12 protein-coding genes and 1 CRISPR repeat array (1 of these 13 running past the window's edge) are annotated in these 13782 nt (G+C 40.8%); of the genes, 1 reads left to right on the forward strand and 11 read right to left on the reverse strand.

The genetic code is table 11. The features are described 5' to 3' along the window. From ACO05V_RS03640 to ACO05V_RS03685, 10 genes are all read right to left on the reverse strand, one after another. Entirely contained in the window at nt 1–1641 is a 1641-nt protein-coding gene (locus tag ACO05V_RS03640) for a hypothetical protein (RefSeq protein WP_421847604.1), read from the reverse strand. Next, nucleotides 1641–2282 (reverse strand): RAMP superfamily CRISPR-associated protein, encoded by a 642-nt coding sequence (locus tag ACO05V_RS03645; protein WP_421847606.1) that lies wholly within the window; start codon nt 2280–2282, stop codon nt 1641–1643. The genes ACO05V_RS03640 and ACO05V_RS03645 overlap by 1 nt, the downstream gene beginning before the upstream one ends. After that, the gene (locus ACO05V_RS03650; RefSeq protein ID WP_421847608.1) at nt 2283–3917 is read right to left on the reverse strand and encodes a Cas10/Cmr2 second palm domain-containing protein; all 1635 of its coding nucleotides are present in this window, start codon (nt 3915–3917) and stop codon (nt 2283–2285) included. A gap of 69 nt (nt 3918–3986) precedes the next feature. After that, a complete protein-coding gene (locus ACO05V_RS03655) occupies nt 3987–4892 on the reverse strand; it encodes a hypothetical protein (protein WP_421847610.1) in 906 nt (301 codons plus the stop codon). Beyond that, a complete protein-coding gene (csx16, locus tag ACO05V_RS03660) occupies nt 4889–5209 on the reverse strand; it encodes a CRISPR-associated protein Csx16 (RefSeq protein ID WP_421847612.1) in 321 nt (106 codons plus the stop codon). The genes ACO05V_RS03655 and csx16 overlap by 4 nt, the downstream gene beginning before the upstream one ends. Then, nucleotides 5206–6330 (reverse strand): Card1-like endonuclease domain-containing protein, encoded by a 1125-nt coding sequence (locus ACO05V_RS03665; RefSeq protein WP_421847614.1) that lies wholly within the window; start codon nt 6328–6330, stop codon nt 5206–5208. Before ACO05V_RS03665 ends, csx16 begins: the two co-directional genes overlap by 4 nt. 106 nt (nt 6331–6436) lie before the next feature. Then, the gene (locus tag ACO05V_RS03670) at nt 6437–7225 is read right to left on the reverse strand and encodes a hypothetical protein (protein WP_421847616.1); all 789 of its coding nucleotides are present in this window, start codon (nt 7223–7225) and stop codon (nt 6437–6439) included. Between the two features lie 27 nt (nt 7226–7252). Continuing rightward, nucleotides 7253–8125, reverse strand: coding sequence for a hypothetical protein (locus ACO05V_RS03675; protein ID WP_421847618.1), 873 nt, complete (start codon nt 8123–8125; stop codon nt 7253–7255). A 78-nt stretch (nt 8126–8203) separates the two neighbouring features. Further along, complete coding sequence (locus ACO05V_RS03680; protein WP_421847620.1) at nt 8204–9334, reverse strand: helix-turn-helix transcriptional regulator; 1131 nt, start codon at nt 9332–9334, stop codon at nt 8204–8206. Nucleotides 9335–9382: 48 nt separating this feature from the next. Further along, on the reverse strand, nt 9383–9964 hold the full coding sequence (locus ACO05V_RS03685) for a GNAT family N-acetyltransferase (protein ID WP_421847622.1): 582 nt from the start codon (nt 9962–9964) through the stop codon (nt 9383–9385). 210 nt (nt 9965–10174) lie between these two features. On the opposite strand from ACO05V_RS03685, the gene ACO05V_RS03690 reads away from it, so the two are divergent. Further along, a complete protein-coding gene (locus tag ACO05V_RS03690) occupies nt 10175–11209 on the forward strand; it encodes a hypothetical protein (protein ID WP_421847624.1) in 1035 nt (344 codons plus the stop codon). Between the two features lie 305 nt (nt 11210–11514). On the opposite strand, the gene ACO05V_RS03695 is transcribed toward ACO05V_RS03690, so the two are convergent. Next, entirely contained in the window at nt 11515–12426 is a 912-nt protein-coding gene (locus ACO05V_RS03695; RefSeq protein WP_421847626.1) for a hypothetical protein, read from the reverse strand. Between the two features lie 155 nt (nt 12427–12581). Then, nucleotides 12582–13782: a CRISPR direct-repeat array (repeat unit 35 nt; unit sequence GTCTCAACGGCCTAAGCGGCCAGTAACTCTGAGGG) (it continues 29 nt past the right edge of the window).

Genomic DNA, 13782 nt, shown 5'->3' on the forward strand with positions numbered 1-13782 from the left:
TTAATTGTCCTCCCCTGCTAAGCTGATTTTTTCTCCGCGCGGTGAGCGCATTTCGGCCGCCAGTAGTGCCACTTTGTCGCTCAGTGTATGGGAGATATGGCTCTCTTTTTGGCCTTTTGTATCAGGAGAACTTTTGCTGTCTGATTGTGTTTTAGCGTCGGAAGTCTCAGCCAGTTCAATGAGTTGATCCGCTAGCCAAGTGCTAAAGGTGTTTTCCGAGTCAATTTTTAGCCCCCATGTATGCTGACTGCCTTCTTTTTGCCGGCAAATAGCGTGTTTTGGGTCTAGAAAAAGTTGCTTAAGTAATTTTTCCGGATGGCGTCGATTATCACGGGCGGCTTGATACACAACGCCCCATTGGGAAACGCTTGGGCCGATTGGTTTGTCGGGTTCTAATGCATTGAGTTGTCGTGCTGTTTTGTAGATTTTTTGAATGTCTATCAGCATAGTATTTAGCCATGCTTGATGGTCCACTGCTTTTGTTTGCTGTTGCGCGTGTAACCATTTTATTAAAGGGCTATCTGTCCTTGAAGTACTGTTGGTAGTCTTTTCTTTGTTGATTGCTGTCAGTGTAAAGCTGTCTTGAATGGCCTCTTTGAGAGAAGGGCTCACACAGACTTTTGCTTGTATGGCGATATGACCTGCACCCGCTTCGCTATAGCTTCCGACGGGGCTTTCTAGGCGTTCAATTTGCTCAGCCGTTAATGGCGCAATCCCCTTAAAGGTTATGACGCTGCCTTGACTGATTACTTGTCGTTGGCTGTCAAAGGCGTTACGAAAGGCGTTATATGGGCTGTATGTTCGGTTGCGTAAGAAGCTATGTGAAAGGTTAAGCTCGCCCTGTGATAGGCCAAAATGTTCTGGTCTTGGTTTGAGGGTTGGTTGTCCTGTTATTGGATCGGTTAATGCCAGATCCGATAAACACCAGATGGTGAGGGCGGTATCACCGACTTTGGCCATATTGGTTGGCTGATAAGCATCGCTTTCTAAGAGTTCTATTGTTACTCGACCATACTGTGCGGATCGAGAGCGACCCATTCGAGCTTGGCCTGCTAAAGCGCTTTTTATTTTCGTGACGAGTTCTTCGGACACATCGCTGGCGATATGAATATGAGCGAGAAAGCGTTGTCCCGATTGTATCGCTTGGTAACCAAAGAGTTGAGATTCGGCGGCGCGACCATCTTCACTATTAATCGCGGTTTTCATGCTGGCGGTTCGTGTGACGTTTGCAAGGTGGCCTCTGCCGGTGATGTAGGCTTCCCGCAGCTGTTTGGGTTGTTTGCTATTATCGACATCGTCGATATTCGGACGAATGACATTTTGCTCAAACAGTGAGATGTTTTTGTCGTCCTCGCTTTTGGGTTCTTCGCCTTTAAAGTGATGCAGGCATAGGGGAGAGGGGTAACTTGGGCGATTGTCTTGGTGGACAATATAGCCATTCTGAAAGCACACTTGCCCTGAATGAAAAACCTGCCATTGTTCCGTTGGTGAACTGAGGCTTTTATACAATTTGGCGGCAACTGCACCTAGTAGTAGGCTGCCGGGGATATAGTCTAAAGAGGTGTGACCACCACTGGTGGCGGCGCTGGCGCTGATCACCAGATCGTCTTTTAGTGTAATAAGCAGAGGTATTCTTTTCATTATGCTTTCCCTCCTTGGTTTGATTGGCTTAATTCAGACAAGCTTATTTGTGCACGCCCTAAACCTCGGTTGCGCATGCCACCAACGTGATCAATGAGGTGGATGGCTTTGCTTAGGTATTGGAAAACCTGCTCAGCTTGCGAGTCGTTGCATTCAACCTCAGCGTATAAGCTCAGAGGTATCGTGACTTCGATGCCCCGTAAGGATTTTTCTTTTGCAATGCCTGAATGATGGTCGATGGCGGTTGAAAAAATGTGTCGATACAGCTCTGATCTAAGTTCTGGGGCGTTGGCTAATAGGTTACCGTCCGCTGATGGCAGTTGAGCGTTGCTGACGGCGATTATGCCCGGCACAGTATTGAAGCGTGTTTCGACATCGGAATCTGTGTTTGTAGGACGAGTGCCAAATAACCAATCAGGCAAGCTGCTTTGTCCATGTTCTAAGGATGGCAGGTCATCAAACCACCCCCATTCGTTGGCGCGGGTAATAGCGTCTCTGAGTAAACCTTTAAGATGGCGGCCGTTTAAAAAAGGTAGACCAGAAGCGTCTTTTTCTACCAAGCTATCCACATGGCTACCACTGGTTCGACCTGTGCCAGCATGCCAATAGCTGGTGATGTTTATAGTAAGCTGCTGATGCATTTAGACCTCCTTTTCAATGGATTGGCTAGATAGCGCCGTGATTGTGAGTAAATCAATTAATGGGCTTTTACGAGAGTGTTTGTCAAAGGGTAAAGCGTCGATTGCTTCTAACTCACACAGTGTAGCAAGGTGGTTATCGAAATCGGTTAAATTGGATGGAGATGATTTAGAGGCAATTTCTCGCCAGCGTTTGTAGCGTCTGTGGGCTTTAGACGGGCTGTCTTTTAAGAGACTGGCCACTTCACGTAAGCCATTACGGTTGAGTTTGTTTTCGCCAAATAGCTTTGCCATAGCCTGTAATGTGGCTAAGTTAGTTAGGCCGTCTTTAAAACCGTAACATCCCATCGAGAGTTCATAGCTCTCACCATTAATAGGAATTTTCCACTCATGTTCGCGAACGCTTTTTACGTCTTCTATCATGGTGGCGGCGACTTGATGGAAGCTGATAGAAGAAGGAATACACGTTAGAGCATCGTCGTTCGTTTGCCATTGTCTAGATTGTTTTTTGGCTTCTTTACACAAGGATTCGGCCAAATCGTGGGCTTGTAAAAAGGGTTGGTTGGATTTGATAAAACATACGCCTGCACAAGCGGTAAGCGTTTTTAGTCGTGTTAGCTTGAGGATTTTTCCTTCCACCGTCAGCTCGTCTTTACCGCCAAGTTTGCTTTTGACTGTATCGTAAAGGGGAGCGAGGTGTTGTTGTGTTTGTTCTTCAAAGGCAAGACAAAATGCTTGGGTAAAAGGGATCGCTAGGTCTGCACGTACGAGAATGGTTAAGTCATCACCGCCTAATACCAAAGGACGGGCAGGAATCATGTCGTCGTCTTTTTTCCTAGCATCCAGCAGTACTTTGGTTGCGTCTTGTGCTGCTTTTTGCATTGCCGTTTCTAGGCTTTTTGAAAAGGCTTGATAGAGTTCTATGTAAGCTTGCTCGTCTGCTGTTTTCTCTATAATAAGATGAACGGCGGTATTGAGCAGGCGAAGTAGTTCGCCTAAGCCATTGCCATCGGCATGAATAAGCGCGACAGAGCGGTCGTTTTTCAGGAAGGGAAAGTCACCGTTGTCTGTATCGAGATCTTTTGGCCAATGTTTGTCTGGGGCGTCGGAAAATTTTCTTGTTAAGCTAGATCGGTTGGGGATTTTTTGTTTGATTTGAGTGGCTTCGTCTATCCATTCCTTGCGGGACTCGCTCCATGCGACGGCAGGGTTGGCGGTTCTTGGTGAACGACGAACCAAAGGACCTGCGATGGGGAATTGAGTAGAAAGACGGTTGCGTTGTTCTGCGAGTCGCTCAAAGCCTGCTTTCATGGCAGCCATGATAGTGTCGGCTGTGCTGAGTACTTGTACAACCTCAACTCCCGGAAAGTGCTTTCGCACATAAAGGGACCAAAGTAGGCTGAGGTCTTTGGCTTGATCTGCTGAGTTTAATATGGCGTAAATCGAACCGCCTGCTCGGCGCGAAAACCAGATGTCTTTATTTTCTTCTAGTCCTAAATTGGTAAACACATCTTCCAATGGCTTATTGCACAAGGCATCGAGTTGATCACTGGCTGCGACCATGTCGCGCAGTTTGCCTCCTTCAAATAGGTACTTTTGTATTGAACGGGCTTCAAATAAATACGCGGTTTTTTGCATCTGGCACTCTCTTCCCTTTAAGTTAGTTGTTCGTCGCTGTCTAGCTCATGTTTGTATGTGACCGTTTTTTTAGCTTGCGCTGATATCCAGTTCATAAGATTGCAAGGAATGGGTGTCGGTATAGTGAAAGAAAATGCCGTGGCTGGCTGTCACCGCGGCAAGGACGGCTGACATGCCGGCTGTTCCTCCGGTGACTTCGACTGCAATCTTTTCCAACGCCTTATTTTGATCACCGTATTTAGTTGTTAGGTTATCAATGATTTCAAGGATGGTTTCGGCTAGTCCATGGAGATTTTCAGAGGCAATACCATTTTTATTGTCATCGATTAATTTTGGTTTTTTTATGTAGCCACAATTAAGCTGACTTTTTATACTTATTTCGCGCTTGGAGGGTTCCAAGTATTTTTGAACAAATGTTCTGAATGTTGATATATGCTCAAAAGACCCTCTTTCTCCAGCCGTTGTAATAACGATAATTTCGGATAAATTTTTGTAATGATCAATAGCTTGTAAAAGTGGCAGCCAATTACAATTAAAAGGCGTTTGTCTTAATTTTTCGACGGATTCACCTGTTGGCATTTCTGAAATTCGCTTAGAAAATTCAGAATATTCTAGATTCTTTTTCTCTCCATTCTCAATGATTCCCCACCCGTTATAACCCGACAGGGTCAGTATCAATACTTCACGTTGATCACGTTCCATATCGTCAGAATAAGCTTTATATTTATCTGAAAATGTGGTGGTTTTAGCTAAAAAAGCAAACAACGTTAGTGCTAATACACAGAAAATAAAAACCATTAAGTCAATGTTATTAAAGCCAAAAAACGGTGACTTTGGGGAAAATTGATGTATTAAAGACAGCAGGGAATCACTCATCCAACCAATTAATAGTAAAATAACGATTACCCAGCCTAGCTTGTCACCAAGCACATGGTATATCGCTTTATAACTGCTGTGACGTATTGTTTTTTTCATAAACCATCATCCTTTTTCGGCATAATTTGAAAGTAAGTAAGTGTGGGGTTACAAGCAGACATTTCTTCTAAAGAGAGTTCTTTTCCTCTTTGTTCACTCGGAATGGTTAATTCTAAATGGAGATACTTTCCCCCTCTGAGACATACCTGTACGGCAATATGGACGGGCAATGTGCCAATGACGGTATCTCCTGGTTGAATAAGATTACTGTCAAAATGGCCTATGACTTGATCAACCGGAGTTTGTTGTTTAATCCATGTGATGGCGGCAGCATGGCGACTAACCAAGTATCGAATAGGCATATTAGTTTTGGTCACTCCCCTTCAATCCATTGTTTTAAACGGCTGGAAAGGTGTCTTAGTTGAGAGCCACTGACCACTTCTAAGTCATATAATCCAGCACGGCGTTGAGCGACAATAGGAAGGTCAGATAAGGTAACTATCATGCCTTTTACTTCCTCTCCAAGGGCATTGGAAAGCGCCTCTAGTTTGTAAACCATTTGGTTAGCGGGGACAATTTTGTCAGCAAGATAGGAGGTTTTTACTTCGATAAGGTATAGCTGGTTATCGGCAAGAAACACCACATCTAATTCGTTCTTTATATCTTCTTTGTAGCTTACTTCTAGGCCTAAACGAACATCTTGGATCTGTGACATCTTGGTTTTTAATCTGCGAACTTGTTCATACACAAAGAATTCAAGCCAACCACCATTACAGAAAAACCGACAAGCTTCATTGGTGAAAGCAACCGTTTTATGGTCGCACTGTGCGAGGTTATGTTCTTGTAAGTCTAGTAGTAGAGGAAATAGTTGGTTCTCTCGCCAGTGATTGTCTAGTTTTGCATCATAGGCCGTGCTGTGGGTGAATTTGTCGTTGTTTATCGCTGAATTTGCTAGTCGATTGAGTGAACGAAAAAGAGGGTAAAGAGAAGGGGGCTGAATCCACATTTCAACCAACCTGCCCGGCTCTTTGGTTATCGGTATGCCTAAACCATGGCTCAGTAATTTGATTTGATGGACGCGAAAGTAGGCTTTTAAACTGGCTAAATCAGCAACGGCTTGGCTGGGTCTATCGTTAGGAATGAGCCATTGCTGATAGTCATTTTCATCGATGAGATAGCATTCTATATCTTTGAGTGCCGCCCACTGAAATAGTTGTAGTGCGGTAAGTCTAGAACCCGTGCTGAGGTTCAATAAAATGTTCTTTGCATTTATCTCTTTTAGGAAGTTTTCTAATCTTGAAAAATCGGCAGGCTGCGCATTTGTCGGCCACTCTAGAATGAATGGATGTTCATTTGCATTGGCTAAGCTACGCTTTATATCGGCCTCTTGGCTGATATCTCCTAATACGAGTAGCTGTGCTTTACTACTTTGAATAAGGAGGGGAGTGTAGTTTTTAAAATTATCTTCACCCCACAAACAAATGTGTAGCTCTATCATTGGCTATCCTTAAATTTTTCTATATTAGACAATCAGTTGACATAAATTAAATCTATATGAATGCTTTATGTATGCAAAGAAGTATTTTATGTATGAGGCAATATTTTTATCTTCCCAAAATAAGTATCTTTGAGTTTCTTACGGAGAATTCCCCCGCCGCTTCTTGGTTAGCTTGCCTTGCTATATCGACGGCTTTAGGCAGTATCAAAAAGTAGGTATAGGCATATTGATTGATCTTTTCACCACGGAATATATTGGTATTAAGTTTAAAAGCTTGTAGATCAATACTTAATACAAGGCTGCGTCTATCCGCTGCTTTTCCAAAAAATGTACCAAGTTCATGCACGCTACCAAAAGCGGATTTAAGGCTTTTTTCATCGGTACTTTTTAAGTAGGCGTAATAACTGACTCCGCTATTTTGATCGTCAATAACCGCTTCTATGCGGTTTGTAGTGAATTGCCCTGAGACGAATGGCATGGCTTCTTTTTGATTCGAAGAGCCATTTTGACAGCCTGTTGATTCCGGTAAATCGTGTCTGAACCTATATTCTGCGCAAGCAAATTGTCTAACGACATCACTTAACGCTTCAATAAAGCCTCGCGATGCTAGTTTCTCCTGAAAGTACAAATCACCATATGCTGATTTCGGAAAGAGATATTGCTTCATTCCTTTTATGCTGTTCGTATACTCAAGTGGAATCGTACTGGCTTTCTCTATTGCTCTGGATACATTGCTAGGCTTTGCAGAAACAGACTCCCCCGATGGCCATAAAATGGCATCGGAGAATCTTGGGTAGTTTCCGGGGTGATATGACTCAGCTCTCAATCCATGAGAGGCAAAGGCGAGCAGAACTCCTATTAGTGAAAATAAATATTTAATATTATTCGTTAACATATAAGAGTGCTTCCTTTTTTGAATGAATTATTTATTAAATTCTTTAGTAATCATATTGATAATGCTGGTTGGATAATCTTCATCAAAGTCAGAGCCGCCTTTTTCATTATAAAAATATTGATAATCAAATTTATAACTTAACTTAGACACTTTTTTATAAGGATATATCTGAAAATTGACTTTTTGATTTCCATTTGTTTTGAATTCACCTGATTTTTCAGAATCATTTTTGTTATTGGTGCTAAAAAAAGAATCAGAAAAATTCCTTTGAATATTTGCATAAGCAGTCACATCATCATTTTTTAGAGTAATTGTTCCTGTATATGTTTTCTGGGTTGGGAATTGCATTTTTATGTTTTTTATTTTGAATTGAACCAAGTCTAAAAACATTTCCTTTGACATTGAACTCTCATTATTTTCATCAGAAGATTCAAGTAAAAACTTAGAGTTTGAAATCTCTATCTTTTTAAGACTCTTTTCTTCGTTAGTTATATTTACATTTAAATTTATTGTCTTATAAAAACCATGTATTGAAGGGGATCCAGGTTCTCTAGAATCTTCAAATGATTTACCGTCATGGTAACTAATGGTTATTTGGTCATATTTATTAACTTCTGTTATCCATCCTTTTACAACGTAAACTTTAGTAGTTCCTGGATTATAAGAATTATTTGATGAAAAAGAACTTTTATATTCCCTTACATAGTTTGGACTTGTGCTATTAATACTATCAATTACAGAGTTTATGATTGAATTGTCGTCCACAGATGAATTGACTTTGTATTCGGCTGTATAGATAGTTACAGGTTCTAGTGGCTTTCGCTCTTTTAGAAGTGATGAGCACCCACCCAAGGTATATAGGATAGCAAAAATAACCCCGGCTTTTAGAAAGCTCTTCATTGTTTGTTTTCCTTCTTATTTGTGAATTGATTGCAAAAAATTGTCACTCAGTTAAAGAAGGAAAAATATAGTAACTAGTTACTGGTTTTCTGAGAAAACTTGATGTTTAGCAAAAATTTCCGCCCGATCCGTCACTTGTAACTTTTGTTTAGCACTTGTCCAATGGTTATGAGCAGTGCTTTTCGCTACTTCATATTTGTTTTGAAAGTCGACTACCCTTCCTCCCAGAGCAAGTACTTCTACTAGTTCTTTTTCACGAGGCGTTAAAGTGGGAGTTTCCCAGATAGGAAAAAGTTGTTGATTAAGGTTTATACTCGTTGAACTAATAGTAATAAGCCGAAGGGCGGTGTCTTCACCGACGATGTTTTGTGCTTCACTTAGTAAGGTGATGTTATATAGCCAATCATCTAACAACACCTCTGTCTGTGGAGGACATATAGGGTCGAATGGCGTGTCAGAGAGGCTGGAGATAGCTTTTTTAAAGTTGTGATAGTTTTCTTTATTTCTTATTAATAGCTGATCAGATTCTATCTTTAATGGGTGTTTAATGTTAAGGAATAGTTCTTCTGCCTTTTTATTTTTATGAATGATAATTAGGTTATTATTTATTAAAACGGAAGGGGTAATTTGTTGCTCAAGAAAATAAATCAGGTTCTCGGAAGTTGAGTTTGAAGCTCTAAATTGCAGGCCAAGGCTCCATATTTCATCGAAGTTTTTTTGGTATTTTTCTAACACATTTAATGAGCTTTCTTTAACTTTCTCATCACTACCATCAAAGAATAAATTAATAGAGACCCAGTGTGTTTTCGAGTTATGTATATCAACCACTACAGAATCACTGATCTTTTGAGGTTCTAGCCACTGCCAAAATTTTGTTTCTTTTAATTTTTGAATTTTCAGGTGTTCGGACATCGCATAAGGACTGATAGGGTGGTGATTTTTTTCAACTTCGGTCCATGGGTCGAATTGATAAAATTCTGTTATATATGCTTCAATTTCTTTGTTAGATAACCCATATATCATAGGGCTTTGTAACTCAACATGGAGGTTTTTGGGTATAAACAATTCAGCGCTTTCCCAGTCTCTGAGCATAATAATTCCTTTAGGCGTTCCAGTAATTTTACACAGATGTTCTAGAACGTGTTTCCAAGCGTCAATATTAGTAATTGTTTTGTAAAGAAGTTGAGTAAGTTCAAGCCTTTGTTTCATATTTTTTCACAGGCCACCATTAGTATCTTAATAATGGCCTGTTCCATGTTAAGTTTTAATTATTAGTGCGCCATAGTTTAGGCTATCTTGGCAAGGAAAATAGTTGTCTATTTCACATAGTACTTCAAAGCCATTTTTTTGATATAGCATGAGTTCAGGGTCAATAGAATAGCCGTCTTTTCTGCGACTTTGAATGTACTCTTTAATTCCTTGTTTATTTTTCGCTTGCCACTTCGCAAAGCCGGGTACTCGACTACCTAGTACCAGCATATAACAAACTCCAGACTCAATGAATGTTTTATAGACGTATTCGATGATTATTTCTGCCACACCAAAACTTGCACCAGCCATGCCAATTCCATAAAGAATATGGCCTTTGTCATTATGTGTTGATCTAGTATCTCCATTTCCTGTTTGTATATGCCAGTTATCACAACAGGCTCTACTTACTCTTTGCACGGCTGCATAACCAACAATTTCATTATTATCTACAGCTACTATGCTTCCTATAGGAAAAACTTCATGCCGGATACGAATCGTGTCGTAACTAGCTGCGCCATCGCCCCATACCTTTTGTTCTAATAGGGCAATTCTTTCGTAGTCATTTTTTGTCGCTGTTCGTACTTTCATTTTGTGACTCCACTTCGTTGATAAGGGAGTCAACAGTCCATTTTTTTCGAACAGTTTTCATTATATTAGGGGCGTAATCATGAGCATGTTACGTTGCATTACGATTGTTTTAAGTTCGTATTATAATTCTTTTACTATTTGATTATATTGGTTTTTTTTTTGATTTGTTCAGAATTTAAGCTTCCTTGATATGAATGGAAGGTTGAAAAAATGAATACAATTAATGGTTATCCTTGTGATCAAATAACTGATGTTAAATACGCGCCAACTTATGCTTCTCCCATTATACAGCAAACCATTTTGCTTCCCGGAGGAGGGTGTGCCTACTATCGAGCGAAGAAGGGAGATGCTTGTACCTTTTGTGCTTTTCCCGGATTCACTCGGGATGTAATTAAAGGACCAGGTTATGAAAATTCCTTTAAGAGTTGGAAGTTGGACTCCCAAATTTATCAAGCTATGTTTGATGAGCTAAGTCGTGACAACGAGCATGTAGATCGTATTGCTATTTTCAATGGAGGAAGCTTTTTCCCAGATTCAGAGTTACCTATTAGATTTCAAAATTATGTCTGTGAACAGGTTGCACGGCACCCTAAAGCTCGACAGTTATTTGTTGAAGCTTATCCGAGTTTTATTTCTCGTTCTAAGTTAGTGCAAACGTTAGCGGGTTTAGATGGAAAAGACCTAATGGTGGGTATTGGTTTTGAGAGTAAAGATGACAGAGTTCGAAATGGTTTGTTGAATAAAAGCATTGATCTTAGTTTGTTTGAAAGCAAAATTAAGATGATGCAAGAACTGGGTGTACAGACTTCTGTGTATGTCTTTTTAAAAGCACATGAGTTGACTGAGTGGCAGTCTTATGAGGACGTCATCAATACGCTTTCTTATCTTCACGATTTAGGGGTGAATGAAATGGCACTTTCTTGTGCCTTTGTCCCCGAAGGTACAAAGTTGGAAGTAGAGTATCAATCAGGAAACTTTCAGCCACCTTGGCTATGGACCATTATAGATGTGGTAAAAGAAGCCGAAAAAAAAGGCTGGCCATTGGTTGTAGGCGGATTTGATGATACACCACCGCCAATCGCTGGTCCGTCTAACTGTGAAGTATGCAACCCTGTTATTTTAGATTTGATCGATCAATCCCGTAAAACAGGGGGACTGTCATTTCAGCAACTTCCTAGTTGTTCTTGTCATGCTTTATGGGAAAAAGACATGGCAGACAAACGCCCCTATTCACGTATATTTTAATGATATGAAGTGGAATAGCTGAGATTTTTATCTCAGCTATTCCAAGTTATCGGGGTCATAAGAAAACTTGTCGGCCGTTATTTTTGTTATTTCATTATCATCTGGTTGTTTGATATACAGGGTAACGGATGTGTCTTTGAAGGCATTATAGTCTTGTTTTGGTGAGAAGCTTCTTAAATTAGGGCAAGTAAACCAAAAACTAAAAGGATTTAACTCCTCTGAAAAAGCAACGGCGTTCTGCATACTATCCGATTGACCTTGGCCAATATAGACCCTTTTATCAAATATACTTTCGTTGTTTACTTTTAACACAAGACGGCATTTTTTGGGAATTGCTGAATAAAGTGTTCGCCAGATTGATAATCAAGCTGAAAAATGAACTCACCATTGCCTTTTAAATCTATATAGCCTTTATAATGTAATCCTACATCTTTATCTGCAGTAGCAGAGGCTATATTTTTATCCACTACATGATCTACAAATGTAAAGTAGCCACCTTTATTAAAGGGTAGTGTTGCAACTTTAAAACCTTCTGGTGTTGATGGAAGGATCTTGTATTTGTCTTTTCGAAGGGAATAAACGTCTAATGAAAGTCCTTTCAATAATGTTTTGGTTTCAGAAGGAACATCATAATTGCTAGCTATAGAGTTAGTCTTGTTGTTAGAGGGGGATGAATCATAAATATCTGTTTCATTATTATCTGTAGCGATATTGTCAGTAACAGGAAGTGGTTTATCGGGCGTGATTTTATTAAAGTCCGATGAGAAAAGCCATATCATTAGACATAATGAAGAAATAATAGAAAATGCTTTAAAATATGATATTTTTTTATTGAATCTATATTTTTGTTTTTCTTTATCTATAGTATCTAATTCGTTGCCCGAATTATCCGCTTGCTTTTTTGGTTTTTTCTTTTCTCTTCGCTCTTGATCTATGTTAGCGAATGAATCTATCCATTGCTGTTTCACCGATTCACTACATATAGTATCAAACATATAAATAATAGTGTATTTTTTAGGATTGCTTGGAAAAGAATTTCTATAAAGGTAACTTTCAATATTAAATGAACTTATAGTTTCATAGCCTGAAGCATTTTTTGTTATGTTTTCATAATCATTTGGGGATAGGTTTGCTTGCTGTAAGAAATCATTCAATAGTTCTGCTAGGTTTTGAGCATTAGGTGATTGAGTAACTGTGGTACGTTTTGGGTTAGCCACAATAAAGTCCTTTATCCGAATCTAAAATTGTAAACATTATAAGTTGAAAAGAGTTCGCTGCGCATTAAGTAGGTCATGGTTCTAAGTTGCATATGATGCAATAAATCTTATCCATTTTGACTGCCTTGGTCATCTTTGTTTCCTCCCATTTTTTTGTCTCAACGGCCTAAGCGGCCAGTAACTCTGAGGGAACCCAAGCAGAAAAAGACGCGATCATTACGGAGGGGTGTCTCAACGGCCTATGCGGCCAGTATCTCTGAGGGACAAAACTAAACTAATTCAAGAGCTGGTTGGGCTGTCTCAACGGCCTAAGCGGCCAGTAACTCTGAGGGCAATATTATACCAGTTTATTGGGACAAGATAGAAAGTCTCAACGGCCTAAGCGGCCAGTAACTCTGAGGGTCTCAATCTTATTGACAATCCAGACTTCGAGTCTGGTCTCAACGGCCTAAGCGGCCAGTAACTCTGAGGGCGCTATGAGCGTGGCAGTACACACCGTTGAAGAACTTCTGTCTCAACGGCCTAAGCGGCCAGTAACTCTGAGGGATAAAAAAGCGTTAAGCACGCTTGGCATGATTGGAGTCTCAACGGCCTAAGCGGCCAGTAACTCTGAGGGATGTTGGCCTTGGTGATGAGCTTTGTAAGTGTTTCGTCTCAACGGCCTAAGCGGCCAGTAACTCTGAGGGCGGACTATTATTCTTTGGTAGTTGCACTACCAAAAGTCTCAACGGCCTAAGCGGCCAGTAACTCTGAGGGGCCGTTGGTTCTGCCAATGCTGCGCCTAAGGATAGTGGTCTCAACGGCCTAAGCGGCCAGTAACTCTGAGGGAAATCTTCAATCGGCCTCTCAGGGGGCCAACTTGTGTCTCAACGGCCTAAGCGGCCAGTAACTCTGAGGGCCTTTACATCAGAGGCTTCAATATACTTAATCTAGTCTCAACGGCCTAAGCGGCCAGTAACTCTGAGGGCCAAAACATAATTGATCTTATCCTTGCTATAAAGCGTCTCAACGGCCTAAGCGGCCAGTAACTCTGAGGGACTAAGAGCACAAAATAACTCAATGGTGTTGAGCTCTGTCTCAACGGCCTAAGCGGCCAGTAACTCTGAGGGATTCAGTGTTTAATTGTACTATAGGCGTAAAGTCTCAACGGCCTAAGCGGCCAGTAACTCTGAGGGAGTGCAGCAACGTTCGCAGCTTGGTGAAGTATCAGTCTCAACGGCCTAAGCGGCCAGTAACTCTGAGGGCGTTAAGGATAGGTCGTGGGTTTAAAGTATTAAAGGTCTCAACGGCCTAAGCGGCCAGTAACTCTGAGGGATACTGTCTCTTGGATGCAGATGGGAAATGCAAAGTGTCTCA

This window comes from Marinomonas sp. (assembly GCF_965225885.1).
In the GTDB taxonomy this organism is placed as follows: domain Bacteria; phylum Pseudomonadota; class Gammaproteobacteria; order Pseudomonadales; family Marinomonadaceae; genus Marinomonas.